The sequence below is a fragment of the Paenarthrobacter sp. PAE-2 genome, from assembly GCF_026013155.1.
Taxonomy (GTDB): domain Bacteria; phylum Actinomycetota; class Actinomycetes; order Actinomycetales; family Micrococcaceae; genus Arthrobacter; species Arthrobacter ureafaciens.
In genome coordinates, this window is sequence record NZ_JAPDNV010000028.1 from 21,936 (window position 1) to 48,625 (window position 26,690).

A 26,690-nucleotide genomic window follows, 5' to 3' on the forward strand; every position below is an offset into this window, starting at 1 on the left:
TGAAGGAACCCCCAAGAACACCCGAGCAATGAGGCAACATGACATCCACGCCACTGGCAACCGGAAAATCCAAGGTCCCGGCCGCAGAGAACACCTTGCGCATCCTCAAGCTGCTGGCTTCCCGCCGCGGACCCATGGCGGCGTCGAACATAGCCACCGCGCTCGGCCTGCCGCGTTCCAGCGTGTACCACCTTTTGGGTGTCATGGAGGCCAACGGCTTTGTGCTGCACCTCCACGAAGAACAGCGCTACGGGCTGGGGATCAGCGCCTTCGAGCTCAGCTCGGCCTACTCCCGGCAAGAGCCCTTGTCCCGGCTCGGACGACCCATGTTGGCCTCCCTTGTTGACGCCATCGGCGAGAGTGCCCACCTTGCCGTCCTCCACGGCCGCGACGTGCTGTACATCGTTGAGGAACGCGCCAAGAACCGCCCCAGCCTGGTGACCGACGTCGGGGTCCGGTTGCCCAGCCACCTCACCGCCAGCGGGCGGGCCATCCTGGCTGCGCTGCCGAAATCGCAGGTTCGTGCCCTGTACCCGAACGCTGCCGCCTTCACTTCGCGGCACGAAGTGGAATTTCCCATCATGAAGTACTCGGCCCTGTCGTCGCATTTGGACCAGGTCAGGCAGCGGGGATATGCCACCGAAAACGGCGAAGTGACACCGGGTTTCGGGTCCATCGCGGCTGCTGTTACGGACCATTTGGGATGGCCGACGGCGGCAGTCGCCGTGACGTTCCTGGAAGACAAAGTGCCGGCGGAGCAATGGCCCGTACTCGCTGCCCGCATCCGTAAGGCGGCCGACGAGTTGTCCGTCCGCATCCACGGCCGTCCGGCCGGTTGAGCTGAGCTAGCTAGCTCCGTGTTTCGCGTTCCACGATCTCCCGGAACGCTTCCAGCTCGCCGCGGAAGCTCCCGCGGTACGAGCCCAGGGAAAACAGCCGACCAAAGATTCCCGCGATGAATCCCCGGGTCACGAACTCCTGGTTCAGCCGTGTGCCCGCACCTTCAGGCACGAATGTCACATCAGATTCACCCTTCAGGATCGCGTTTCCGAAGCGCGTCCGGAGGTGTTTGGGGCGCTCGACGGCAAGGACTTCGGTGGGGCTTGCCATCCGCCCGAACCACACGGTGTACCGGCTGCCGGGCTGATCAACCGGACCAACACGGTCTGTCACGCGGGTAACCCCTCCGATCCACTCCTTGAAGCGGTCCGCATCCGTCCAGGTGGCAAAGACCTGCTCCGGCGGCGCTGCGATGAAGGTCGAAACCTTGTAAGTTCCCATGCCTTCAGCATGCTCTTCTTCACCCCTGAATTCGAGATCCCCCGCACAACCCAACTGGCTCGCATTAGGGGTTGTTCTGAGCCCTCAAAACAACCACTAATGCGAGCTAGTTGGGTCTGTAATACCGGACAGCACCCATCCAAAAGCCGTTCCACGAGCGGAACGGAGGGGCTCTACTGGATACAGAAGATCTTTCAATCACAAAGTTCCACCGAGAGAAGGAGCCACCATGGCACCCGCCGATTTCACAACAGGAGCCCGCCCGGTCAAAGCCGCCCGCGGCACGGAGCTCACCGCCAAGTCCTGGCAGACCGAAGCACCGCTGCGCATGCTGATGAACAACCTCGACCCCGAGGTTGCCGAGCGCCCTGACGATCTGGTGGTTTACGGCGGCACCGGCCGGGCCGTCCGTTCCTGGGATGCCTTCGACGCCATCACCCGGACGCTGGAAACCATGGAGAAGGACGAGACCCTTCTGGTCCAGTCCGGAAAGCCGGTGGGCGTGTTCCGCACCAACGAGTGGGCGCCGCGCGTGCTGCTGGCCAACTCCAACCTGGTGGGGGACTGGGCAACGTGGCCGGAGTTCCGCCGCCTCGAAGCCGAGGGCCTGACCATGTACGGGCAGATGACTGCCGGTTCGTGGATCTACATCGGCACCCAGGGCATCCTGCAGGGCACCTACGAGACCTTTGCCGCCGTCGGACGCAAGCTCGCTGAAGAGGGCCGCGTGGCCGCGGGGGCCGAGTCCGAGGGTCCGCTGGCCGGGACGCTGACCCTGACCGGTGGTTGTGGTGGCATGGGCGGCGCCCAACCGCTCGCCGTCACGCTGAACGACGGCGCGTGCCTGATCGTCGATGTCGACGAGACCCGCCTGCGCCGCCGCGCCGGCAAGCGCTACCTCGACGAGGTGGAGACCGACCTGGACACCGCCATCGCCAAGGTGCTCAAGGCCAAGGAAGAACGCCGCGGCTGGTCCGTGGGATATGTGGGCAACGCCGCCGAGGTGTTCCCGGAACTGCTCCGCCGCCACAAGGCAGGCGAACTGACGATCGACATCGTCACTGACCAGACCTCCGCCCACGATCCGCTGTCCTACCTGCCCGAGGGCATCACGGTGGAAGAGTGGCACACCGAGGCTGCAGCCGACCCGGAGGGCTTCACCAAGAAGGCCCAGGCCTCCATGGCCCGCCACGTACAGGCGATGGTGGAATTCCAGGACGCCGGGGCCGAGGTCTTCGACTACGGCAACTCCATCCGCGACGAAGCCCGCAAGGGTGGCTACACCCGGGCCTTCGAGTTCCCCGGCTTTGTCCCGGCCTACATCCGGCCGCTGTTCTGCGAGGGCCTTGGCCCGTTCCGCTGGGTGGCGCTCTCCGGGGACCCGGAAGACATCCGCGTCACTGACGAGGCCATCAAGGAACTGTTCCCCGAGAACAAGCACCTGCACAAGTGGATCGACGCCGCCGCCGAGCGCGTGGAGTTCGAAGGCCTCCCGGCCCGCATCTGCTGGCTCGGCTACGGCGAGCGCCATAAGGCCGGCCTGCTCTTCAACAGGCTCGTGGCCGAAGGCAAGGTCAAGGCCCCGATCGTGATCGGCCGCGACCACCTGGACTCCGGCTCCGTCGCGTCTCCGTACCGTGAGACCGAGGCCATGAAGGACGGCTCGGACGCGATCGCCGACTGGCCGCTCCTGAACGCCCTCACCGCGGCGTCCTCGGGCGCCACCTGGGTATCCATCCACCACGGCGGCGGCGTGGGAATCGGCCGCTCCATCCACACCGGCCAGGTCTCCGTGGCCGACGGCACCGAACTCGCTGCAGCAAAGCTGACCGCACTCCTGACCAACGACCCCGGCATGGGCGTCATCCGCCACGCCGACGCAGGCTACGAACGCGCCATTGAGGTAGCCAAGGAACGCGGCGTCCGCATCCCCATGAATGAAGGTAAGTAATCCCATGACAACTATCGCGAACGAACAACTCACCGTCACCCTTGGCTCCAGCGGCGTGACCCCGGAAGACGTCGTCGCCGTCGCGCGCCACGGCGCCAGGGTGATCCTTTCCCCCGAAGCCCTGGATACGGTTGCCAAGGTCCGTGCGCACATCGACGGTCTGGCCACCAGTGACGTCCCCGCCTATGGCATCTCCACGGGCTTCGGCGCGCTGGCCAACCGCCACATCCCCAACGACCTCCGCACCCAGTTGCAGAAGTCGCTGATCCGCAGCCACGCCGCCGGCATGGGACCGGCGGTGGAGAGGGAAGTCGTCCGCGGCATCATGTTCCTCCGCGCCAAGACCCTCGCGTCCGGCCGGACGGGCGTCCGTCGCGTGGTTCTGCAGACCATGGTGGATGTCCTCAATGCAGGCATCACGCCGGTGGTCCGCGAGTTCGGTTCGCTGGGCTGCTCCGGCGACCTCGCACCGCTCTCCCACTGCGCGCTGGTTCTCATGGGCGAGGGTGAAGCATCAGGGCCCGACGGCGAACTGTACGGGGCCGAGGGCAAGGCACCTGTTGCTGAGCTGCTCGCGCAGCACGGCATCGAGCCGGTCACGCTCGCCGAGAAGGAGGGCCTGGCCCTCGTCAACGGCACCGAGGGCATGCTGGGAATGCTGCTCATGGCCATCGCCGACCTCCGCGTCCTCCTGGCGACCGCCGATGTCACCGCGGCCCTCAGCGTGGAGGCCCTCCTGGGCACTGACCAGGTGTTCCTGCCCGAGCTGCACGCAGCCCTGCGTCCCCACCCGGGCCAGGCTGCCAGCGCGGACAACATGCTCCGGGTGCTGTCCAACTCACCGATCGTGGCTTCCCACCGGATCAACGACACCAAGGTCCAGGACGCCTACTCGCTCCGTTGCGCACCTCAGGTTGCCGGCGCAGTCCGCGACACCGTGGACCATGCCGCCTTGGTGGCTTCGCGTGAGCTTGCCGCAGCGATCGACAACCCGGTGGTCCTTCCCGACGGTCGCGTGACGTCCAACGGCAACTTCCACGGCGCGCCCGTGGCCTACGTCCTGGACTTCCTTGCCATCGCCGTTGCTGACCTCAGTTCCATTGCCGAGCGACGCACGGACCGCATGCTGGATCCGGCCCGTTCCCACGGCCTCCCGGCATTCCTTGCCGCGGATCCGGGCGTGGATTCGGGCCTGATGATTGCCCAGTACACGCAGGCCGGCCTTGTTTCCGACAACAAGCGGCTCGCTGTTCCGGCGTCGGTGGACTCCATCCCGAGCTCCGCCATGCAGGAGGACCACGTCTCCATGGGCTGGCACGCGGCCCGGAAGCTGCGCAAGGCCGTGGAGAACCTCCGGCGGGTGCTCGCCGTCGAACTGGTCACCAGCGCACGCGCCCTGGACATCCGGACGCAGCTTTCCGACGGCGAACTCACCCCGGGTCCGGCGGGTACCGCCGTGATCGGGGTGCTTCGCGAAGTGGTGCAGGGGCCGGGTACGGACCGGTTCCTGTCGCCCGAACTGGAAGCGGCTGACCGCCTGGTTGGCTCCGGTGCGGTCCGCGCGGCCGCCGAATCCGCCGTCGGGGTTTTGGCCTGACGTCGAATAAAACGCTCATTTGAGCGGCAAATTTGTCACGCCCCGGAAATTGTTCGCAACGCAGCGTCCGGGGCGTGGCAAATGTAGTAATACTTATGGTGTACGTCACGTCCGGCGACAACGGTGTCCCGGGCTTGACGGTCAAGTGAATAACTAACAGAGAACATCCACAAAGGGGTAGAAGTTCAATGAAGGCACGGGGAGCAGTACTTTCCAGAAGAAGCGCACACGCGGCAACGGTTGCCGACTGGAGGCAGCTTAAGGTCGGGGAGCGGGTGGAAGTCATCAAGTACGCCCACGTGATCGCAGCCGGTCTGGTGGAAGAGGTCTCCCTGAGCGGCAACGTGTTGTGGCTCGAGCATTCGGGACCCGGCGTCACCGAAGAGGGCAAGGAACTCTTCATGAAGTCCGACGGCGTGATCCTCCGCCGCGCCTAAAGCACCCTCCTGCACCCAACTCCACCCAAGCACCCAACCAGGTCGCATTACTGCGCGTTTTGAACGCTCAAAACGCGCACAAATGCGACCTGGATGGGTGCCGCTTAACCGACAAACCGGGGCCTGTCCCTTCCGCGGGTAGTAGTGCGGAAGGGGCAGGCCCCGGTTGTCGTTTCGCTGCGAGCTGCTGAAGAGCGGCTCAGGCAGCGAGGACTTCGTGGGTCTGACCGAAGGGAACGGATTCGTCCAGGGCCACGGTGTAGGTGCCGGGCTCGTGCCGGGTCACCAGGATGCCGCAGTTGGCGTCTGCAGCGGCGCTCTCAATGAGGGCATCCACGGCACGGTCAAGTCCGTCGTGGATTTCGTCTGCCTTCGAAAAGGACAGGCGAATCTCGCGTTCTACTGTCGTAGCAGTGGTCATTTGGGGGCCTCCTCTTACTTGTCGCATGCGAGGGCGACCCGACAATCATAAAACCTTCAAGCCAATTATTTGTAAGATGACTGGCAACCCTGTGATCCGTGTCTCATCTCCGGACCATTGCCCGGAGCAGCTTTACGGCCACTGACAGGGCTGCGATATCCATGGGTCCGGGCTTGATCGCCTCTTGGATGGTCTCCTGGATCCGCGTCAGTTGTTCGATGTTTCCGCGCTCCCAGTCCATGATCCGCTCCACGGGGTCATGGGCAGCGGCCGGGGAACGGGGTGTGTGGCGGACAACCGCACGGGTCATGTCCGCCAGCACGAGGTACATGTCGTCCCGCAGGGCGGCACGCGCCAGGGATTCCCAGTGGGTGTCGCGGGGGAGCCGGGTGATGTGCTGCAGCAGACGGATGGCCGAGATCCGCTCGAACACGGCAAAGTACACCTCGGCAACGGCCTCTGCGGGTTCCTGAAGCTCTTCGGCAATCGCCGCGATGTCCAGCAGCCCGTAGCTGACCAGCAACTCGGAGGCACGGAGCCCCAGTTGATGAGGCAGCCCCACGGCGTCCGAGTGGGCAAGAAGGTCCAGCGAAAAGCTCAAGTTGAATCCATGCAGGAAGCGCGTGAAGTTTGACCGCATCAATGCCATGGGGCTTTCCAGTCGGGCAAACGCATCGGCTACGGGCTTGTCGCGGAAGTCGTGGGTGACGTACCAACGCACTGAACGGTCCAGCAGGCGTCGCATGTCCAAGGCAACCGCCGCTCCATGCTCAGTGGGGATGTTCGCTGGAATTGCCGCTATTGCCTCTGTTACCGCATCAAAATCCCAGATCCGGCGCATGACGACGAATCCACGGGCCACTGCCGCAGCGGACACGGTGGTTTCCTCCATGGCCCTGAAGGCGAAGGAGATCCCGCCCATGTTGATCATGTCGTTGGCTACCACCGTCGCCACTATTTCCCGGCGGAGGGGATGGGTGGCAAGGTGCTCGCCGAACCTTTCGGAGAGCTGCTTGGGGAAGTAGGAATGGAGGGTTTGCGAGAACCAGGGATCATCTGCCAGTCCACCGTCGGTCAGCTCCCGGGCGAGCTCGATCTTGGCGTAGGCCGCCAGCACGGCCAGTTCCGGGGTGGTCAGGCCTTTGCCGGTGAGGACCCGGGCGCGCAGCTCTTCGTTGGACGGCAGGGATTCCAGTTTCCGGTCCATCTCCGTCACGGATTCCAGCCAGTCCATGGTCCGTTCGAAGCTGGGGCTCCACTCCAGGGCCAGCTGTTTGTCGTTGACCAGGAGGGTGTTCTGGTGGTCGTTGGTTTTCAGGACGAGCCGTCCTACCTCGCTTTGGAGGTCCTGCAGGAACGCTGTGCGTTCGGCCGCGGGCATCCTTCCGGCGGAGATCATGCGGTCCAGGAAGATCTTGATGTTCACCTCGTGGTCCGAGCATTCGACCCCGGCGGAATTGTCGATCGCATCCGTGTTCACGAGGATCCCGGCAAGGGCAGCTTCGATCCTGCCGCGCTGGGTCACGCCAAGGTTCCCGCCCTCGGCGATGATGTGCGTGCGGAGCTGCGTGGCGTCCACGCGGATAGCGTCGTTGGATTTGTCTCCCACGTCCGCGTTGGTTTCCGTGGAAGCCTTCACATAGGTCCCGATCCCGCCGTTGTACAGGAGGTCCACCGGTGCCGTTAGTACGGCGCGCAGAAGCTCCGGCGGGGTCATCGCCGTCGTGTTTTCCTGCAGGCCCAAGGCAACGCGCACTTGTTCGCTGATCCGGATGGACTTTTCCGAGCGGGCGAACACGCCACCGCCGGGGCTCAGTTTGCTGGCATCGTAGTCCGCCCAGGACGAGCGGGGCAGTGTGAAGAGCCTCTCCCGTTCCGCGTAGGAAGCAAGCGGGTCAGGGGTGGGGTCCAGGAAGATGTGCCGGTGGTCGAACGCCGCCACCAGTTTGATGTGGTTGGACAGGAGCATGCCGTTGCCGAAGACGTCGCCGCTCATGTCCCCGATCCCCACTACGGTGAAGTCCTCTGCGCGGGAATCGATCATCAGTTCACTGAAGTGGTGGCGTACCGACTCCCAGGCGCCCCGGGCCGTGATGCCCATCTGCTTATGGTCGTAGCCCACTGATCCGCCGGACGCGAAGGCATCACCCAGCCAGAAGCCGTACTCCGCTGCTATGGCGTTGGCGAGGTCGGAGAAGGCGGCCGTCCCCTTGTCGGCGGCAACCACGAGGTAGTAGTCGTCGCCGTCGTGCCTTACCACCCGGGGCGGCGGCACGACCCGGCCGGCCGGTCCGTCGTCGGGATCCGGCACCAGGTTGTCCGTCACGTCCAGCAGGCCACGGATGAAAGTGCGGTAGCTTTCCTGGCCCTCGGCAAGCCACGCCGCCCGGTCTTCTGCCGGGTCCGGGAGCCGCTTGGGGAAGAACCCGCCCTTGGCGCCGGTAGGGACGATCACCGCGTTCTTCACGGTCTGTGCCTTCACCAGTCCCAGGACTTCCGTGCGGAAATCCTCCCGCCGGTCCGACCAGCGCAAACCGCCCCGCGCGATCGCTCCAAAGCGCAAGTGAACGCCCTCGACCCGTGGCGAGTACACCCAGATCTCAAACTTCGGCCGCGGCGCCGGCGCAGCAGGGATACCGGCGGGGCTGACCTTGAAACTGATGCAGGGCCTGTCCAGGTAGAAGTTGGTCCGCAGAGTGGCCTCCACCAGGCTGGCCAGCGAACGCAACAGCCTGTCCGCATCAAGGACGGGGACGGCGTCGATGGCTTCGGCGAGCCTGGCCCGCGCTGCGTGGACGGCCTGTGTCCGGTGGCTCAGTTCACTGCTGCCCTCTTCGAACACATCCCCGTCGCCCGCGTGCGCACCCGGGTCCGGTTCGAACAGGTCAGCGGCGATCAGGTCCGGGTTGAATTTGGCTTCGAACAGCTCCAACAGCGCGCGGGTTGCCGCAGGGTTGGTCCGGAGGGTCTCTGCCATGAAGCTGTACGAATTGGCACTGCCCAATTGCCGCAAATACTTGGCATAGGCCCGCAGCACGGCAACGTGCCGCCAACCCAGGCCCTCCCGAATGACCAACGCATCAAAGGCGTCCGACTCCGAGTCCCCGCGCATCGCCGCCTGGAACGCCACGGCGAGCAAGTGACCCGTTGCGAGGGGATCCACGCCCCGCGGGTATTTCAAGCCCAGGTCGTAGAGGAAGAACTGCCTTTCATCGGCCCGCTGGACATCGAACGGCCGTTGGTCCAGCACTTGGAGACCCAGATTGTGGAACAACGGGAGGATCTGGGTGAGGCTCTTGGGTCGGGTCAGGTAAAGGCGCACGCGGGCGTCCTCAGCCAGGACTGCGGTGCCCGGACGGGTGTACACGGACAAGATGGGGTCCTGTTCGTCCTCGCCGGGGAGGAAACTCTCGAACCGGGCAATGTCCGTTACCGCGTCCTCTACTTCATAGTCCGCTTTGTAGCTCGCTGGAAAAGCTGCGGCCCACAGCCCGGAAAGCCGGCCGGCCTTCTCCCGCGGGTAGGCGGCCTGGAGCGCCTCGTCCAGCCCTTGGGCCCAGGAACGCGTGGCGGCAATGATGCGCTGCTCCAGCGTCGCGGAATCGACGACGGCGGATGGCGCCTCGTACGGGCCGGCGCCAGGTGGGGGTGTGCTGCCTTCCGGGCCGGCGTACGGGCCGGCCGCCAACGGAAGAAGGATCCGGAAGAAGACGCGGGCCATTGCGGATTCGCCCAAGCGCAGCTCAAACTCGATGTCATCCGAGCCGAACGCTTCACGCAGTTCCCGTTCGATGTTCAGGCGAACGGCTGTGTTGTAACGACGGCGCGGTAGGAACACCAAAGCAGTCATGAACCGGCCGAACGAATCGGGACGCAGGAACAGCCGGGTGCTGTGCAGCTCCTGCAAGCGGAGGATCTCCCGGGCGTGCAGGGCCAACTGCGAGGCCTCTATGTGGAACAGCTCGTCCCGTGGGTAGGCGTCCATCACGGCCAGGAGTTCCTTGCCGTGATGCGATGAGGCCGGGTAGCCCAAAGTCCGCAACGCCTCGGACACGGTGTCCCGGATGACAGGGATGTCCAGCACCGGGTGGGCCGAGGAGCTGGGAGAGAACAAGCCCACGAAGGTGTGTTCCCGGGCGGCGGGCGTCCTTACCGTTACTTCATCGAGGTAGGCGTGGCGGAGGACCGTGGAACGTTTGGTGGACTTGGTGAGCGTCAGGAGTGGGCCCTGCACCGTGGTGGGACTGTTGGGGTCTCCGGGCTCGCGCAGGATCCCCAGGCCGCCGCTCTGCCCGGTCGATCCGGCGGAGCCGCCGGCCCGGGAGGTCGAAGCGCCGGAGCCGGCAGACCGGTAGCCTAGGAAGACGAGGTTTCCCGCGTCCAACCACCGAAGCAGCTGCTGTGCTTCACGGGAATCCTTCACTGCATCTTCGCCCGAGCCGGTACTTCCTTCCAGTTCCGCGAGTGTCCGCTCCAAACCTGCGTGCATGGCGTCGGCATCTTCCGCGGCGGCCTGCACATCCTTCAACACGGCATGTATCCGGGCAATCAGGAGTTCGGTGCCGTCCTCGTCCGCCAAACGCGGGATGTCCAGCGCCAGCCACGCTTCGGTGCGGTCGTCGTCGTGCGTTGCCGGGGAGGGCGCCACGCCGGTGGGCAATCCCGTGCGGTGCGGACCGCTGCGGATTCGGGTGAGCCGGTGCGTTGCAGGGTCCCGTTCGACGCGGAACACCGGGTGGACCAGGAGCCGGATGGACGAGGTGTCGCGGGCAAGCTCGGCCGTGACGGAGGGGAGAAGGTACGGCAGGTCATCCGCGACGATCGCCACCACGCTGGAATCGGTCTCGTGGAGGATGCCTACCAGGGCCTGCCCGGGTTCGCGGCGCTCGGCCAGTGTCCGATGGTAGCGGGCCCGCTCGAGGAGTGTCTCCGGAGTGTAATTGCGGACGTCGTCGTCCGATACGTGTTCGTAGTAGTCGGTCAGGAACCCATCGGCCGGCTCATTCCCGGGTGCCATGCTTTCATGATCGCCGCGGGATGGCAGTTAATGCCAGTGGCTACAGGGCGGTTTCTCCGCGACTGCGCATTAGGTCTGCCGTGGACTCTTCCGTTGGGCCCTGAGAGGAGCCATGTACGCGGAGGTCTGGCTTACGGGCGCCACGGGCCAAGGCCGTGTGCCGTACCAGTGATGCAGCGGACGGGCTATACGCCTTTGACCTCGTAGCGTCGCTCAATGTTTGCAGTTGCCCTTCCCCATTCGCTCTCAGCGACTCGTTGCTGGTGGGCACGAAACGACGCGGCGTCCTGGAACTCTTCATCGACCTGCCAGATCAGCGGGTTTTGGGTGGGGTTCACCTCGAAGGAAAGACATCCTGGCTCAGCGCGCGTCAGCTGGGTGTGCAGGGGTAGGTGCTGGACCACCACGGCGACTTGTTCCTGGTTCATGCAAACAAGCTGGCCGGTGAGGATGACATTGCTCATGACTCATCCTTGCATCTGCGGACACAGCATCAGGCATTAATCCGTTGAAGGATTCATCACCGGATCCGCGGAGAGGCCATAGCGGGCTTTTACCGCGATTGAGCGGGGCGAATCAAAGTTCATATCCCGCGGTTTCACCCCGCCGCAGGCTTTCGCCGGACTACGTGACATTTGCCGCGCGCTGCCCCGTATGGAAGGTGCGCCGATGCACGGTCCTCCCACCCAGCTTCGCCACGCCTGCGCCAATCAGCAACGTGAGAATGGCCGCGGCGGCGTGGGTGTAGAGCATCAGATCCGCCCCGTGGACGGCGCCGCCACCGGACGCTGCCGCAGGGAGATCCGCGGGGATCTGCCCCGTGCCGTGCAGGTGGTCCAGGGAACCGAGGCCAGGGAAGGAACCACCCAAGGCATCGAAGCCGAAGAACAGCACTTGCTGCGCCGCTCCGGAAATAAGCAGCAGCAAGATGGGGCCGTGGATCCAGTGCGTGATCAGTTGGGCCGCCAAGGCAGACAAAGCCACGAATCCCAGCAGGATGGGGATGGCCGGGGCGCTTCCACCGGAAACAACGTGGGCACCCAGACCCAGGGCAACGGCCACCGGTCCGGCCACCCAGGTCCACTTATTCCGGACAGTGCCCTTTCGCGGAACATCCACAGGAGTCGTGCTCATCGCCATCCTTCCCTCCACAAGGCTATGGGGATGATGTGCCCAACAAAAGGGTTAGCCAAACACAGTTAGCTCAGCAGCGTGTTCACCAGCCGAGCAGCGACCTTGGCGGTACGCCCATCAATGTCGAACTCAGGATTCAGCTCCGCCACATCAAGATGCACAAGCTTCCCGCTGGCGGCCACTTGTTTGCAGACGGCGCTGATCACCGGCAGCGGCACCCCGTACGCGGCCGGAGCGCTGACGCCGGGCGCCACCGCTGCGGGCATCACGTCAAGGTCGATCGTCAAGTAAAGGACGTCGATGCCCGCCAGGAAATCGGCCACGAACGTCTCCACGACCTCCGGCGCGCACGCCTCGTCCAACAAGTACTTCACGCCCAGCCGCTCCGCTGTGTCGAAGAGGGTCCGCGTGTTGTTGGGTTCGGAAATACCGACGACGGCGTACTGCAGTTCGCGGCCAGCGGCGGCTTCTTCCTGGGCCATTTGGAGGAACGGCGTTCCCGAGCTCGGGACGGGCTCGTCGCGCAGGTCAAAGTGGGCGTCAAGATTCAGCACACCCAGCCGTTTGCCGCGGAGCGCTTCGGCGCCGGCCACCCCCAGGTAGCTGGCGAACGCGGTTTCGTGGCCCCCGCCGAGCACAACCGTGAGGTTGCCGGCGTCGATCAGTCCGGAGACGGCACGTCCGGCGCGTGCCTGGCCGTCCTCCAGCTGGTCGCCCTCCACCACCACGTCACCGGCGTCGAACACTTCCCGGTCCAGGTGGAACGCCAGCGGACCCAGCGCCGCACGGATCGCGGCCGGAGCCGCGGCAGCACCCACCCGCCCCTTGTTGCGGCGAACCCCTGCGTCGCTGCAGAAGCCCAGTACGACGGCGGAGCGCACGCCGGCAGCGGCGGTCCCGGCAGCGTGGGGAGCCACAGCCTGCCACCAGCGACGGTGCTCAGGGCCGTCGCCGTCGAAGCGGCCGGTCCATGCGGTGGGGGTGACGTCTACGGCGGGGGCGCTGGTTTCCATGGTTTAAGCACACCGGACCCGGACTGCCAATGCCAGCAGTTCCGGGCCCGGAGTGTCTGAAATACCGGAATGGGGCTACTTCACCCCGAGCAGTTCCTCCACGGTGCCGATGCCGAAGAACAGCAGGAATGCCGCAGCCACGGCCCACATCAAGGGGTGTACCTCGCGGGCGCGGCCCTGGAACGTGCGGATCAGGACGTAGGAGATGAAGCCTGCGCCGAGGCCGTTGGCGATTGAGTAGGTGAACGGCATGAGGGCGATGGTCAGGAACGCCGGGATGCCGACGCCCCAGTCCTGCCAGTCAATCTTGCCCACCTGCGAAACCATCATGAAGCCCACCACAACAAGGGCGGGCGCAACAGCTTCAAACGGGACGAGGTTGATCAACGGCGTGAAGAACATGGCCACCAGGAACAGGACACCTGTGACGATCGAGGCAAGGCCGGTCCGGGCGCCCTCGCCAATGCCGGCGCCGGATTCGACGAAGATCTGGTTGGAGGACACCGAAGCTCCGCCGCCCACAATGGCGCCGAGCGCATCAACCTGGAGAACGCGGTCCACGTTGGGGATGTTGCCGTGCTCATCCACGGTTCCGGCCTCATTGGCCAGGCCCACCATGGTGCCCATGGCGTCGAAGAAGATGCTGAGCAGGATCACGAAGGCCAGCAGGGCGGCACCGATGAAGCCAAGGTGTTCGAAGGCGCCAAAGGGGTTGGCCTTGCCGATCAGGGAGAGGTCCGGAGCGCCCCACTCGGACACCTTGGGCGCCACGAGCGACCAGCCGCGGGGGTTGATGGTGGTGCCGTCGTTGCTCGGGCCGATGTGCAGGGTGAATTCAAGGATCGCAGCCAGCGCGGTGGAGACGATGATGCCGATCAGGATGGCACCGCGTACCTTGCGCACCACCAGCGCGATGGTGAGGACCAGGCCGACCGCGAACACCAGCGTCGGCCAGCCCAGGAGTTTGCCGTCCACGCCCAGGCCCAGCGGAACGGTGGTTCCGGCGGCGTCGGGGATGCGGCGTACGAAGCCGGCGTTGACCAGGCCGATCAGCGCAATGAAGAGACCGATGCCCACCACGATCGCGGTCTTGAGCGCCTCGGGGACGGCCTTGAAGACGGCGGTCCGGAATCCGGTGAGGACGAGGATCAGCATGGTCAGGCCGGAGAGGACCACCAGACCCATCATGTCCGGCCATGTCAGGCCCGGGTGCGAGGCAACAGTGACGGCCACAAACGCGTTGACGCCCAGGCCCGTGGCTACGGCAAAGGGATGCTTGGCCCAGGCACCCATGAGGATGGTCAGGATGCCTGCCACGAAGGCCGTGGTGGCGGCGACGGCCGTGAAGCCCAGCGATGCCCCGCTCGAGTCAGCCCCCGACAGGATGAGGGGGTTCAGGACCACGATGTAGCTCATGGCAAAGAAGGTCGCGAAGCCGCCACGGATTTCCCGCGAATATGTGGATCCACGTTCGGAGATCTTGAAGTAGCGGTCGATTGCAGAACCCTGTTTAAGCATGGATGTCTCCGGGGATCGTGTGAGTGTGCTCTCAAATCCTATGCCCGCCCGTGCGGGGAGACCTGACGATTCGCCTAGTCTGTAAGGAAGCCAACATTAGGAGAAACCGCCCCATGCGCACCATCCGACCGCTCCTGGCCGCCGTCGTTGCTGCCCTCGCCTTCGCCTCGGCGCTGCTTTCCGGGGCCGCCCCGGCATCGGCGCACGACGTCGCAGAATCCACGAGTCCGGCCAGCGGAGCCACGGTGGCGGAAGTTCCGGCGTCGGTCTCCGTCACGTTCAATAACCGGCCACTGGCTATTGGTTCGGGCATGTCGGTGACAGCGGGCGGGGAGAACTGGGCGGACGGCGCCGTGCAAATCATCGACAACCAGGCGGTCCAAAAACTGCGCCCCGGCGCTCCGGCGGGCCAGTACACGGTGGTTTGGCGCGTCGTCAGCTCCGATTCGCACCCCATCGAAGGCACCTTTACGTTCACGGCAACAGCAGGAAGCACGACGTCGGAGGGGGCCACCGCGGGAGCCTCGCCGTCCGCGTCGGGCCAGGCAGGTTCGGGCACGGTTCCGAGTGCGGGAACTGCGGCCCCCGGAACCCCCGTCAGCGAACCGGCTCCGGACGCCTCCCAGCCGTTCCCGTGGAGCATCGTGGCGTTTGCTGCATTAGCTGTTGCGCTCGTTATTTTCCTGGCCGTTACGGCCCGTCGGAAATTGGCTGCCTCCAATGATGCCGAGGGCGATAAATCCGCGGAATGACGGGGTTTTCTACATACCTGCGAAAATCTCGAAAGGGTTACTGCGACACGCTCGACGCGCACTTCTCGTTACTTAAATGTGACTTTGCCGTGATCATCGCGTACGGTAGTACCTGTGCCCGATCCGCATTCGGTGCACTTCCGGCCTGATTGCCTAGCTCTGCCGCAGGTCGGAATCCGTTCGCAGACATACCTACGGCAGAGACGGGGAACCCATTTTAGGCCGCCATTGAGCGCGCCTTGGGGTGAAGCCACGAAGCTTCCGCTGAACAGCGGTCGATAGTGGCCGGGTGACTCCCATCCGAATCCGACAGCTAACCTCGCAGGCATCGGGAGAGGCTTTTTCATGTCTTCACGCATTCTTCGCGGCCGTCGTAAGGCGGACAGCGTACGCCCCAATCCGTTCATCTCCATCTCCAAGGCAGTTGCCAGCAACGCTTCAGGCGCTGGCCGCCAGGCAGCCGTCATCGCTGCAGCTTCGGGTCTTGTCCTGACCGGTTCCATTGCTGCACACGCTGCCGAAACTCCGGCACAGGCTCCGGTCCAGCGGGACTCCAGCCCCGCCACGGTTGCTGAAACCGTTGCCGAAACCCCCAACAAGGTTGTCACTGCCGCAGCAACGGCCACAGTCAACTTCGAGCGTCCCGCTGTTGCTTCCGTAGCAGCACCGGTCATCGAAAAGCCGGCCCCTGTTGTTGAGGCTCCCAAGAAGGCAGCAGCCAAGGCTGCTGCAGCTCCTGCCGCTACCGCCACGGTTGCTGCTTCGGCACCTGCCGCTGCTGCTCCCGCAGCACCTGCCCCGGCACCCGCTGTTGGCGGCGTCAACGCAGCAATGGTTGCCTCGGCTTACGCCCAGATCGGTGTCATGCAGGACTGCACCGCCATGGTCGAAAAGGCCCTCGGCTCCGCAGGTATCCCGGTGGGCGACCTTGCACCCATGCAGTTCATGAACTACGGCAAGGTTGTCAGCGATCCCCAGCCCGGTGACATGATTGTCCAGTCCGGCCACGTTGCCATCTACATCGGCAATGGCCAGGCCATCTCCGGTGGCATCAACGGTAACCAGACCGGCATCCACCCGATCAGCTGGCTGACCGCAACCGGCCCGCTCACGTACGTCCGCGCCGGCGCATAAGCCTTACGCTTCACAAAAAGGCCGGCACCCCCGGAGGCTTTGTCCTCCCGGGGTGCCGGCCTTTTTGGTTTAAAGCTTTTTGGTCTAAGGCCACTGCTTCAAGGGCCCTGTTTCAGGGCTGCCTTGGTGGCGCTGTTGGGGTTGGCCCGGACTTAGGCGATCGCGAGGCCGGGCGCTGCGGGAAGTGCCACCTTCGAAGAGATGGCCTGTCCCACCGCCTTGGCCTGGCGGAGGACTTCCTTGGGGGTTGGCGTGATGAGTTCTCCCACTCCCACCAGATGCATGCCCACCGCGCGCATGGCGGCCACGAGGTTCTGACCAACGGCAATGCCCAGCTCGGCCAGCATTTTGCGCAGCTGGCTCTGTGCGCAACGCGTCACCACAACGTGGTCGGCAAGAAGAATGCCGTGGGCTGTGTGGACGGCCCACTGCCGAGGGGTTGCGAGGGGAGTTTCCGCAGCCGCGAGCAGGTCCAGCCGGACCGCCTTGGTGGTGTTGCGTACATCCAGGTGGTGACTGGCCGCGTAGTTCCGCAGGTGGCGGAGGATCTGGTTCCGTTCCAGCATGGAAGCGGGATCGGCAACCTCGCAACGTTGCAGCATGCCGGTATGCACGGAAGGACCCGTCTGCGCGAGTGGGCCGAAGCCGTCCACCACGATCGAACCCACGCCGTACCGGCTGAGTTCGCTGGCCACGGCGAGGCCTGAGAGTCCGGCTCCGATCACCACCGTGGTGGTTCGCTCCGTGGCGGAATCAGGCATGAGTGACACTGCGTGGTTCCTCCTTGACGTACGTGCCCAAAGGCAGAATTGGACGCTTCCGGTTCCCCAAACGGTCGCAAATAAATGGCCGGTATGTGTTCTGGAACACTCTCTCCGGCCATTCGGTGACTCGAACACTACAGAACTTTTGGGGCGTTGGGTAGCCTTCCTGACAGCGTGTTATTACTTCTTCCCGGAGCGCCCCGGGAGGGCCTTGAAACCGAGCCCGGACCGTTATGCAGATAGCGGAAAAGCCGCCTTGATTCGCTATAAGCAAACGAGAATAGTTGGCATTGGACGAGGAAGTCCCGTGGCTTCCTCGTTCACGGACATTCGCGCACAACATGAGGTGTAACACCCCTACGTGGAACCTCTGGCAGAATGGCCGGAACATCAAGCAGCAGGTGGAGAGGCGGGCCCCAAATGGACCAGCACGGTAGTCACGTTGAACATCCCCGCGGCGGTGACGCGGAAGCAGTAGCACCGGGCGGCATCGTGGTTGGAGTGGACGGCTCCGAACACGGACAATGCGCTTTGGTGTGGGCAGCGCGTGAAGCCGAACGCCGGCAACTTCCCTTGCACATCGTGACCGCTTATTCAGTGCCGATCTTCGCCGCTTCAGGGTTGGACGGCGGATACGCAACGGTGGACGACTCCGTGATCCGGGAAGGCGCCGAAGCCATCGCCAAACAGGCCATGGAGAAGGTTTCCGGCTACAACATCGACGTTGACGCCTCGGTGGAGAACGGGGATGCCGCCGGTGTCCTGCTGGATCTCTCCGCAGAAGCCGCCCTCCTGGTTTCGGGCAGCCGCGGACGCGGTGGATTCGTCGGCCGTCTGCTGGGCTCCGTCAGCAGCGCGCTGCCGGCCCACGCGAAGTGCCCCACAGTGACGGTGCCGTTGTACTGCGCCGACCGCCTGGGCCAGAGCACCGAGGACAAGCACATCAAGGCCGAACACGCGAAGGCCGGTCCCCGCACGGTGGAGAACATCGTTGTAGTTGGCGTTGACGGCTCCGAACAGGCGCGAGTGGCGGTCCTGGAGGCTGCTGAACAGGCAGAACGCATGGGCGCGAAGCTGCGGGTGGTCTGCGCTGTGCCTCAGTACAGCGGCTCACTGGCCTGGGTTCCGGCTCCCTTGGACAGGGATGCGCTGTTCGCGGATATCAAGGTCCAACTGGATGCCGGTGTTGCCTGGCTCCGCAGCCATTTCCCGCATCTCACGGTGGAAACACAGCTGACAGACGGCTCTCCCGTGGACGTCCTGGTGGAGGCCAGCAGGGGAGTGGAACTGGTGGTCCTGGGCACCCGTGGACGCGGCGGGTTCGCCGGAATGCTCCTCGGTTCAACCTCGGACGGCGTGCTGCACCACGCCAAGGGGCCGGTCATGGTGGTCCCGGATCGCGAAGACTCCAGGCTTGCGGACAGGCCCAAGTTCGGCCCCATGCTGGGCAACGACTAGGACCTGACGCTTCACGGCGGCATGGACGGTGAAGCGGCGGAAGGGCCGCAGCAGGGTGGGCAAACCGGGAAGGCTTCAACAGCCGGGTACGGTTTCATCCTTCCGTTGGACCGGATTCGTTCAGACATGCTGGCGGAGGTGGGCGGCAAGGCAGCCAACCTTGGTGAAATGTCCACCGCCGGTTTGCCGGTGCCCCCCGGATTTTGCCTGACGACGGCGGCCTACCGCCGGGCGCTTGACGGCGCAGCGTTGGGTGAGGTGCTGGCTGCCCTGGACGGGACCGACGTCGTTGATTCCTCCCTTGATGCCCTCGCGGCCCGTGCCCGCTCCGTAGTGCTGGCTGTCGGTGTTCCTCCAGAGGTGGCCGAAGAAGTCCGCACGGCGTACAACAGGTTGGGTCCGGATGTCCCGGTTGCTGTCCGGTCCTCGGCCACGGCGGAAGACCTGCCTTTTGCGAGCTTTGCCGGCCAGCAGGACACTTTCCTGAATGTGGTTGGCGTGGATGCCGTGCTGGATGCAGTGAGCCGGTGCTGGGCTTCCCTGTGGACCGACCGGGCGGCGAGTTACAGGACTGCACACGGGATCCGGCATTCGACGGTGGCGCTCGCTGTCGTAGTGCAGCAGATGATCGACGCCGCCACCGCCGGCGTCATGTTCACGGCCAACCCGCTGACCGGGCGTCGGCACGAGGCGGTCATCGACGCGAGTCCCGGCTTGGGCGAAGCAGTGGTCTCCGGCGCGGTGAATCCCGACCAGTACGTGGTGGATATCCGGAGCCGGCACATCCTGACGCGCACCATCGGTGACCGGAGAGTGGAGATCCGGCCCCTGCCCGGTGGCGGGACTGAACGGATTGAACACTCCGGACAGCTTGGAAAGACCGGGCTTGACGCTGCGGCGATCGGGACTGACGGCGAAGTTTCGCGGGTGGAACCGTGCCTCACGGACCACCAGATCCGGGCGCTCGCGGCCCTGGGTGACCGGGTGGAACAACACTACGCAGCTCCCCAGGACACCGAGTGGGCCATGGACCGGGACGGGAAACTGTGGTTGACGCAGGCGAGGCCCATCACCACCCTGTACCCGCGACCAACAAGGACACCGTCTTCCGGGGGCGAGCATGCGTTCTTGAACTTCAGCCTGGCCCAGGGCCTCACCCGGCCCCTGACGCCCATGGGGATGGCGGGAATCAGGCTGATCGCTTCCTGCGTCGCCCGCCGGGCCGGCTTTGACGTGCCGGACCCGCGCAAGGGCCCTTCGCCGTACTACGAGGCTGGCCAGCGGATCTTCTTCGACATCACCTCAGTGCTTCGGAGCAGGGTGGGCAGGGCCCTTGCGCCCAGGATTTTCGACATTATGGAGGCCCGGTCCGCCGCTTTGATCAGGCGACTCAGCGAAGACCCCCGGTTCGCCATGACCAACAAGACTCCTTTCAAGCTGATCCGCCATGTGGCTCCCGTTGCAGCGAGATACCGGGTGCCGGAAACGGTCCTTCGGGGTCTGTTCAGGCCCGCAGCGGCCATGAGGCACCTGGATAAGGTCAGCCAAGACTTGGAGGACGCCTTCGATCTTCCCGTCTCCGCCACGAGCCATCAGAGGTTACGGCACGTGGAGCAAATCCTCGGAGAGCGGATATTTGCCACAGTTCCCCAAGTCCTGCCCCTTCCGGCACTTGGCTTTGCCCTGCTGGCACTGGTCCGGAAATTGCTGGGTCCCGACGTTTCCTACGACGAACTTCAAACAGTTATTCGTGGCCTGCCCCATAACGTCACCACCGAGATGGACCTTGCGCTCTGGGAGTTGGCGAGCAAAATCGGACAGGACCCGGAGGCAGTAGAGTTCTTCGTTTACCGTGGCGCCGCAGAACTGGCGGAGGCCTACAAAGCAGGTGGGCTCCCGGCGCGTCCGCAGGCCGGTCTTGAGAGGTTCCTTGCCGAATACGGGGACCGGGCCGTCGCGGAGATAGACATCGGGATGCCGCGCTGGTCGGAGGAACCCGCCCACATTCTTGGAGTTCTTGGGAACTACTTGCGGCTTGGGCAGGGCGGCGATGCTCCGGGGGCCGGAAGTTTTCCACGGCAGCCGGAACCCACGCCGCAACCCGACCCGGCCCGGCAGTTTGAGAGTGCCGCCACCGACGCCGAAGACCAGGTTGCACATCTGGTGGCCCGTGGCAGGACCAAGAGCGCCCTCCATGCCGCGGTGATCCGTTTCGCCCTCGATCGCACGCGCCGCTACGCGGGCCTGCGGGAATTGCCCAAATACAACCTGGTCCTTGGCCTGGCCGAGGTGCGCAGGCACATGGTGCGGATCGGCCGGGAACTGGCAGAAGCAGGGCGTTTGGACGATGCCGATGACGTCTTCTTCCTGGATTTCAAGGACGTGGAACTCGCCTTGGCCGGAACCAGCTTCCAGCAGGTGGTGGCGGAACGTCGCCAGGATTACGACCGCGAGCTGCAGCGCCGCCACATCCCGCGGATGCTGCTCTCGGACGGAACGGAACCCGAAGCCGTGGTGGATCCCGCAGCCAAAGAGTCAGCGGCCAACGCGTCCGCCGGAGTACTCACCGGCAGTGCGGCGTCGACCGGGACAGTAACGGGGCTGGCGCGGGTGATCATGGACCCGGTAGGAGCCCACCTGGAGCCCGGCGAAATCCTGGTGGCGCCTTCAACCGATCCGGGCTGGACGCCGCTGTTCCTGACGGCGGGTGGGCTGGTCATGGAAATGGGCGGTCCCAATTCACACGGTGCCGTGGTTGCCCGCGAGTACGGGATACCCGCCGTCGTGGGCGTCCCCGATGCCACAGTGCGGATCGCAACCGGCCAGCGCATCACGGTGGACGGCGCCTCCGGAACGGTAACGCCCGCCTGAACAGGCATTTCAAAGCCCGGCACGGCACAACGATTGCAGCTATGCGTGTTGGTGGGATTCGTGCTCCGAGTGGCTCACCGGTTCTAGCTGGAAGGTGCAGTGCTCAGTATCGAAATGACTCCCCAGGCAGGACCCCAGTTGGTCAAGGATGCTGTCCGCGCCGGCGGCGTTGAGAAGCTCGTCTTCCACCACCACGTGGGCCGAGAACACCGGCACTCCCGAGGTAATGGTCCATATATGGATGTCGTGGGCCTCCACCACTCCGTCCACAGCCAGGATGTGCTCGCGGATCATGTTGACGTCCACTCCCTTGGGTGTGGCTTCAAGCAGCACGTCCACCACATCGCGGAGGAGGTGCCAGGCACGCGGGATGATCATGACCGCGATCAGCATGGAAGCGATGGGGTCCGCGGCGCTGAAGCCCGTGGTCATGATGACGACGGCGGCCACAATGACGGCGATCGAGCCGAGGAGGTCGCCCAGGACTTCCAGGTAGGCGCCGCGTACGTTGAGGCTTTCCTTTTGCGCGCCTTGGAGGATCAACAGTGAGACGAGGTTGGCTGCGGCACCCAGGATTGCGGCCCACAGCATGATGTCGGTGTGGATCTCCGGGGTTTCGCCGAACCTGCGGATGGCCTCGATCATGATCACCACTGCGATGACTATCAGGACCAGGGCATTGGCCAGGGCGGCAAGCACCTCGGCCCGTTGGTAGCCGTAGGTGCGTTGATCGCTGGCGGGGCGCGTCGCGATCCAGGCCGCCATGAGCGCGATGAACACGCCGGCCGCATCGGAGAGCATGTGTCCGGCGTCGGCCAGCAGCGCAAGGGAACCGGAGATAATGGCGCCGACCACCTGGATACCCACCACGCCCAGGGTGATGGCCAGGACTGCTATGAGCCTCTTGCGATGCCTGCCGGTTGCTGTGACTCCGTGCGAGTGGTTGTGGTCATGCCCCATACTTCTAAGGCTAGCCCCAGCCGAGTTCGTGCAGGCGGTCGTCGTCGATGCCGAAGTGGTGCGCAATCTCGTGCACCACCGTGATGGCCACTTCCTCGATGACTTCGTCGCGGGTGGTGCAGATGTCCAGGATGGGCTGGCGGAAGATGGTGATGCGGTCCGGGAGCGAACCCGCCTCCCACCACGAATCGCGTTCCGTCAGAGGGACGCCCTCGTAAAGGCCCAGCAGTACCGTGTCCGGGTCTTCGCCTGGCCGCGGAACGTAGGTGTCCTCAATGAAAACGGCCACGTTGTCCATGGCGCTGGCTGCCTTGGGCGGGATCATGTGCAAAGCGTCTTCGACGGCGGCCTCGAACTCCTCCGGCGTCATCCGGAAGGGGGCGACCCGGCCCGGCAACGGGGACGAAGGAAGGTCGCCGTCAGGGATGATAGGCAGGCCTGGAGGGAGATTTGAGGGCATGTTCCGACTGTAACGCCCGCATGCGGCATTGACGCGGGGTGTGATGAGAGTTACTGTTTTCGAGGCCCGGTTATGCGTATAACTGAACCCCTGAATCTAACCGGAGCCGCACGACAGACAGGCTTCCATGATCCGGCCCGGCACCAGCGGCAAGTCCGGCCCCACGATGCACCACGTGGCGGCCGCTGCGGGCGTTTCCCAAGCCACGGTATCGCTGGTCCTCAACGACGTTGGGGGAGCCCGGGTCTCGGAAGAAACCCGGCGGCGCGTCCATCAGGCCGCCAAGGAGCTGGGGTACCGCACCAACGCCCACGCGAAGGTTCTCCGCGAAGGCGTCGCTGAAATGATCGGTTTCGTGGGGGACCACGTGGCCACCGCACCTTTTGCCGGGAAGATCATTGAAGGCGCACAAGCCCGGGCATGGGAGGCCGGGATGTTGCTGCTCACGGTGAACACGGGCGGAGATCGCGGGCTGGAGGCTGCGTCCCTCGAAGCCATGCTCTCGCACAAAGTGGCCGGGGTGGTCTACGCCTCGATGTATCACCGGAAGGTGGATGTTCCGGACGTCCTGGGTGAGCTGCCCGCCGTCGTGCTTAACGCGCAGGACCGCAGCGGCGCCTTCGCGAGCATCGCGCCGTCGGAGGTGCTCGGCGGGTACACCGCCACCCGGACACTCATCCAGGCAGGCCACCGCAGGATCGGTTTCATCAACATCGGTGCGGTGGAGGACGGACTGCCTGCCGTCGTCGGGCGGCTTGAAGGCTACCGGAAGGCGCTCGCAGAGGCGGGTATTGCGTACGACGGCGGACTGCACCTCGCGGGGGACGGCGACGAAGCCGGCGGTTACCGGGGGACGCTTGAGCTGATGGCCGGGGATCGCCCGCCCACAGCGATTTTCTGCGGTAATGACCGCACGGCGTGGGGCGCCTACCAGGCGCTGGCGTCGAAAGGGCTGGCCGTTCCGGATGACGTGTCCGTGGTCGGCTTCGACAACCAGGAGTCACTCGCGCCCCATCTGCGGCCTGGCCTGACTACCTTGGAACTGCCCTTCATTGACATGGGAAGGCGTGCCGTGGAGTTGATCCTTGCCGGTACGCCAACCCCGGGCCACACTGAATTGTTCGAATGTCCCCTTGTTGAACGTCATTCCGTGGCCGCACCTCCACACCTCCCCAACCAACGAACAGGAACCGCATGACCGCCACTCCCTCCCTCGCACCCGAACCCCTCGACGTCGTCGTGGTGGGTGAGGCGCTGATCGACATCGTGCAGTCTCCGGATGGGCAGATCGAGTATCCGGGCGGTTCACCTGCCAATGTGGCCTACGGCCTGGGGCGCCTGGACATCAAAGCCGGCCTGTTGACGGCGATCGGGCGCGACGAGCGCGGTGACGCCATCACCGAACACCTCCAGAGCGCGGGGGTGGTTCTGCTTCCCGGTTCCAAGTCGTTGGGGAAGACGGCCGCGGCTACGGCGCAGATCGGCGACGATGGGTCCGCTGAGTACACCTTCGACATTGACTGGTCCCTGCCTCCAGTAGTTCTCCCTTACGCGCCCAGGATCCTGCACACAGGTTCCATCGCCACGTTCCTGCAGCCGGGAGCAAGCGTCGTGCGCGGCATGCTTGAACAGGCACAGGGTGGATGCATGGTCACGTACGACCCCAACATCCGACGCGACCTCCTGGGCAGCCATCACGAGGCCCTCTCCCTCTTTGAAGAACTGGTGCCGTTGACCGACGTCGTCAAGATGAGTGAAGACGATGCCCGGTGGCTGTATCCAGGCAAGGACCTGGCGGAAACGGCCCGCCATTTGCTGTCGCTGGGGACCGTGCTGGCAGTGGTCACGCAGGGGGCGAACGGCTCGCTCATGGCCACGCGGGAGACGCAGTTGAACGTCCCGGCCATCCCGTCCACGGTTGCCGACACGATCGGAGCGGGGGATTCCTATATGTCAGCGCTGATCCTGGGACTGCTCCTTCGGGGAAGCGATGGTTTGGCTCCTACTGTGCTGGAGAGGATCGGCACCACCGCCTCCATGGCGGCGTCCATTACCGTGGGCCGCTCCGGGGCGAACCCGCCCACGCACCGGGAACTGCTGGCCGGAATGGCCCGCTGACTCTTGCTGAAACCTAACCTTTGGCTGCGCGCGTCCTCGACTTGGACGCGCGCAGCACTGTTTCGCGCTCCGCCTTGGGGGTCCTGCGGGTCAGCGCTACGCCAAGCAGGCACACCACGCCGCCCAGCAAACCCCAGATCGTGGGCACTTCCTGCAGGACGGCCCAGGAAATCAGGATGGTGGTTCCCGGGACGAGGTACGTCGTGGCGGCCATTTTTCCGGCAGGAATCAAGGACAGCGCATAAGCCCAAGTGGTGAAGGCGATCGCCGTCGGGAAAACGCCGAGGTATACCAAGCCCAACGTGGCTGCCGTTGGTGCCGCCTGAATTTCGCTGATGAGCTGGCCCGTCCACGGTAAGCAGCAGACGGCGCCAACCATGATGCCGAACCAGGTGGCCTGCCCGGCAGTGAATGTGCGTAGAACGGGCTTCTGCAGGATGGCGCTGACCGAGGCGAGCACAGCGGCCAGCAGGCACAACAACACGCCGGCCACGTCCGCCGTCGACCGTTGCCCGGAGCCCAATGCGATCATCGCAACGCCGCCAAAGGCCACCGCGCTGCCGATCAGCAACCAGCGCGGAAAGCCTTCCTTCAGGATGAATCCGGCCATGACCGCTATCAAGATCGGTGAGACGTTGATCAGCATGGCGCTGGTACCGGCGTCGAGCATGTGCTCAGCTGCGTTCAAGGCGACGTTGTAGCCGGCGAACCACATCACCCCGTAGGCCGCGATCGGCAGCCACTGGCGGCCTTTCGGCCACACCTTCAACGTCGGCAGCACCACCAGTCCAAGCGCGACGGCGGCAACGGCCAAGCGTCCCAACGTCAAGGAGCCGGGGGAGAAGCTGGGGCCGACCGCCCGGATGCCGACGAAAGCCGAAGCCCACAGGACTACGGTGACCACGACGGCGGCTATGCCGGCTTTGCTGATGGTTGCCGCGGCGACCGGCGCGGGGGTGCTGCGCTCCTGGTCGCTGGAGGGCTGGCCGGATCCGGCCGCGGTGGGGGTTGTCATAGGGCAAATCTAGCGCGGCATCCGTCCGTGGGGCTGGCGGATTTCGGACGCGTCAGGGCAAAAAACTGCCAATGTCCCGCGCGCTGTTTTTAGACGTGTCCGAGGTCACGCTCCTCTCGATTTTGGATTATCGCCATCCATGCTCTAAGGTTTTAGAGTCCAGTTCGGACGAGCGAGAGCGGAAAAGAACGCATAAAGCGTTGTCTTCCGTTGTGAGTTCGAATTGAGTTCAGGCCCCCATCGTCTAGCGGCCTAGGACACCGCCCTTTCACGGCGGCGGCACGGGTTCGAATCCCGTTGGGGGTACGCAAGGCAAGTGGTAAATCGGACTGAAAAAGTCTGGTAAGCTGGAAGCCTTGAAAAAAACGCGGTAGAGATACCGCAAAGCAAGGCCCTGTAGCGCAGTTGGTTAGCGCGCCGCCCTGTCACGGCGGAGGTCGCGGGTTCAAGTCCCGTCAGGGTCGCTCTGAGCGCCGGAAGGAATTCCGGTTCTCAAGGTGACATGTCACCTAGGCTCTGTAGCTCAGTTGGTAGAGCGTTCGACTGAAAATCGAAAGGTCACCGGATCGACGCCGGTCGGAGCCACCAGCTAAACCCCGCATTTCCAGTCGTAAAGACATTGGAAATAGCGGGGTTTTTGCGTTGAGGAATTTCTTTGCCGCGTGGGCCCTATGTCTTATGGGCTCATGGGCTACGGCAGCGGCGGCCCCGGCCTTTTGTTCCGGTGGCCGGGCGCGGGTTATAGGACAAAACGTGTGTAAATCCCGGGCGTGTTAGGTGCGTCCTGCC

Annotated in this window: 21 protein-coding genes, 3 tRNA genes and 1 riboswitch; of the genes, 13 read left to right on the plus strand and 11 right to left on the minus strand. The window is 64.6% G+C overall.

From position 1 onward, the window contains the following. Positions 1–38 precede the first annotated feature (38 nt). Positions 39–839, plus strand: a complete 801-nt coding sequence (locus OCL88_RS15585; protein ID WP_062094797.1) for an IclR family transcriptional regulator — start codon at positions 39–41, stop codon at positions 837–839. A 10-nt stretch (positions 840–849) separates the two neighbouring features. Here the strand turns inward: OCL88_RS15585 and OCL88_RS15590 are convergent, their stop codons facing one another. Then, a complete protein-coding gene (locus tag OCL88_RS15590) occupies positions 850–1,281 on the minus strand; it encodes an SRPBCC family protein (RefSeq protein WP_166186891.1) in 432 nt (143 codons plus the stop codon). Between the two features lie 229 nt (positions 1,282–1,510). Between OCL88_RS15590 and OCL88_RS15595 the strand changes: the two genes are divergently transcribed. From OCL88_RS15595 to OCL88_RS15605, 3 genes are all read left to right on the plus strand, one after another. Continuing rightward, the gene (locus OCL88_RS15595; protein WP_201434102.1) at positions 1,511–3,232 is read left to right on the plus strand and encodes a urocanate hydratase; all 1,722 of its coding nucleotides are present in this window, start codon (positions 1,511–1,513) and stop codon (positions 3,230–3,232) included. 4 nt (positions 3,233–3,236) lie between these two features. Further along, positions 3,237–4,829, plus strand: a complete 1,593-nt coding sequence (gene hutH, locus OCL88_RS15600; RefSeq protein WP_264963080.1) for a histidine ammonia-lyase — start codon at positions 3,237–3,239, stop codon at positions 4,827–4,829. A gap of 188 nt (positions 4,830–5,017) precedes the next feature. Further along, positions 5,018–5,266, plus strand: coding sequence for a hypothetical protein (locus OCL88_RS15605; protein WP_021471144.1), 249 nt, complete (start codon positions 5,018–5,020; stop codon positions 5,264–5,266). 199 nt (positions 5,267–5,465) lie between these two features. On the opposite strand, the gene OCL88_RS15610 is transcribed toward OCL88_RS15605, so the two are convergent. The 6 genes from OCL88_RS15610 to OCL88_RS15635 all read right to left on the minus strand — a co-directional run bounded on the left by OCL88_RS15610 (position 5,466) and on the right by OCL88_RS15635 (position 14,369). Next, positions 5,466–5,687 carry a hypothetical protein gene (locus tag OCL88_RS15610; RefSeq protein WP_021471143.1) on the minus strand — a complete coding sequence of 74 codons (222 nt, stop codon included), beginning with the start codon at positions 5,685–5,687 and terminating at the stop codon, positions 5,466–5,468. A 103-nt stretch (positions 5,688–5,790) separates the two neighbouring features. Then, on the minus strand, positions 5,791–10,704 hold the full coding sequence (locus OCL88_RS15615) for an NAD-glutamate dehydrogenase (RefSeq protein ID WP_264963081.1): 4,914 nt from the start codon (positions 10,702–10,704) through the stop codon (positions 5,791–5,793). A gap of 185 nt (positions 10,705–10,889) precedes the next feature. Then, positions 10,890–11,168: a putative quinol monooxygenase gene (locus tag OCL88_RS15620; RefSeq protein ID WP_264963082.1), complete on the minus strand. Its 279-nt coding sequence runs from the start codon at positions 11,166–11,168 to the stop codon at positions 10,890–10,892. 160 nt (positions 11,169–11,328) lie between these two features. Then, positions 11,329–11,838, minus strand: a complete 510-nt coding sequence (locus tag OCL88_RS15625) for a hypothetical protein (RefSeq protein WP_264963083.1) — start codon at positions 11,836–11,838, stop codon at positions 11,329–11,331. 65 nt (positions 11,839–11,903) lie between these two features. Beyond that, positions 11,904–12,851: a formimidoylglutamase gene (hutG, locus tag OCL88_RS15630; protein WP_264963084.1), complete on the minus strand. Its 948-nt coding sequence runs from the start codon at positions 12,849–12,851 to the stop codon at positions 11,904–11,906. A gap of 75 nt (positions 12,852–12,926) precedes the next feature. Next, positions 12,927–14,369 carry an NCS2 family permease gene (locus tag OCL88_RS15635; RefSeq protein WP_021471139.1) on the minus strand — a complete coding sequence of 481 codons (1,443 nt, stop codon included), beginning with the start codon at positions 14,367–14,369 and terminating at the stop codon, positions 12,927–12,929. A 113-nt stretch (positions 14,370–14,482) separates the two neighbouring features. Between OCL88_RS15635 and OCL88_RS15640 the strand changes: the two genes are divergently transcribed. Together OCL88_RS15640 and OCL88_RS15645 are read left to right on the plus strand one after the other, a co-directional pair. After that, on the plus strand, positions 14,483–15,121 hold the full coding sequence (locus OCL88_RS15640; protein WP_264963085.1) for a copper resistance protein CopC: 639 nt from the start codon (positions 14,483–14,485) through the stop codon (positions 15,119–15,121). A 179-nt stretch (positions 15,122–15,300) separates the two neighbouring features. Continuing rightward, a riboswitch (cyclic di-AMP (ydaO/yuaA leader) is annotated at positions 15,301–15,463 on the plus strand. A 3-nt stretch (positions 15,464–15,466) separates the two neighbouring features. After that, positions 15,467–16,255 (plus strand): NlpC/P60 family protein, encoded by a 789-nt coding sequence (locus OCL88_RS15645; RefSeq protein WP_166186900.1) that lies wholly within the window; start codon positions 15,467–15,469, stop codon positions 16,253–16,255. 152 nt (positions 16,256–16,407) lie between these two features. Here the strand turns inward: OCL88_RS15645 and OCL88_RS15650 are convergent, their stop codons facing one another. Next, a complete protein-coding gene (locus tag OCL88_RS15650; RefSeq protein ID WP_264963094.1) occupies positions 16,408–17,016 on the minus strand; it encodes an FAD-dependent monooxygenase in 609 nt (202 codons plus the stop codon). Between the two features lie 423 nt (positions 17,017–17,439). On the opposite strand from OCL88_RS15650, the gene OCL88_RS15655 reads away from it, so the two are divergent. Both OCL88_RS15655 and OCL88_RS15660 read left to right on the plus strand, forming a co-directional pair. After that, on the plus strand, positions 17,440–18,477 hold the full coding sequence (locus tag OCL88_RS15655) for a universal stress protein (protein ID WP_264963086.1): 1,038 nt from the start codon (positions 17,440–17,442) through the stop codon (positions 18,475–18,477). Positions 18,478–18,498: 21 nt separating this feature from the next. After that, a complete protein-coding gene (locus OCL88_RS15660; protein WP_410868821.1) occupies positions 18,499–21,348 on the plus strand; it encodes a PEP/pyruvate-binding domain-containing protein in 2,850 nt (949 codons plus the stop codon). Positions 21,349–21,387: 39 nt separating this feature from the next. On the opposite strand, the gene OCL88_RS15665 is transcribed toward OCL88_RS15660, so the two are convergent. Both OCL88_RS15665 and OCL88_RS15670 read right to left on the minus strand, forming a co-directional pair. After that, complete coding sequence (locus OCL88_RS15665; protein WP_264963087.1) at positions 21,388–22,308, minus strand: cation diffusion facilitator family transporter; 921 nt, start codon at positions 22,306–22,308, stop codon at positions 21,388–21,390. Between the two features lie 10 nt (positions 22,309–22,318). Next, positions 22,319–22,768 (minus strand): metallopeptidase family protein, encoded by a 450-nt coding sequence (locus tag OCL88_RS15670; protein ID WP_264963088.1) that lies wholly within the window; start codon positions 22,766–22,768, stop codon positions 22,319–22,321. A gap of 127 nt (positions 22,769–22,895) precedes the next feature. Between OCL88_RS15670 and OCL88_RS15675 the strand changes: the two genes are divergently transcribed. Next, positions 22,896–23,966: a LacI family DNA-binding transcriptional regulator gene (locus OCL88_RS15675; RefSeq protein WP_264963089.1), complete on the plus strand. Its 1,071-nt coding sequence runs from the start codon at positions 22,896–22,898 to the stop codon at positions 23,964–23,966. Next, entirely contained in the window at positions 23,963–24,886 is a 924-nt protein-coding gene (locus OCL88_RS15680; protein ID WP_264963090.1) for a carbohydrate kinase family protein, read from the plus strand. The genes OCL88_RS15675 and OCL88_RS15680 overlap by 4 nt, the downstream gene beginning before the upstream one ends. 13 nt (positions 24,887–24,899) lie before the next feature. Here the strand turns inward: OCL88_RS15680 and OCL88_RS15685 are convergent, their stop codons facing one another. Next, a complete protein-coding gene (locus tag OCL88_RS15685) occupies positions 24,900–25,901 on the minus strand; it encodes a DMT family transporter (protein ID WP_264963091.1) in 1,002 nt (333 codons plus the stop codon). 233 nt (positions 25,902–26,134) lie between these two features. Between OCL88_RS15685 and OCL88_RS15690 the strand changes: the two genes are divergently transcribed. The 3 genes from OCL88_RS15690 (at position 26,135) to OCL88_RS15700 (ending at position 26,489) form a co-directional block, all read left to right on the plus strand. Further along, a tRNA-Glu gene (locus OCL88_RS15690) sits at positions 26,135–26,207 on the plus strand. Between the two features lie 84 nt (positions 26,208–26,291). Continuing rightward, a tRNA-Asp gene (locus OCL88_RS15695) sits at positions 26,292–26,365 on the plus strand. 48 nt (positions 26,366–26,413) lie between these two features. Further along, positions 26,414–26,489: transfer RNA gene (locus OCL88_RS15700), tRNA-Phe, on the plus strand. Positions 26,490–26,690: the final 201 nt, after the last annotated feature.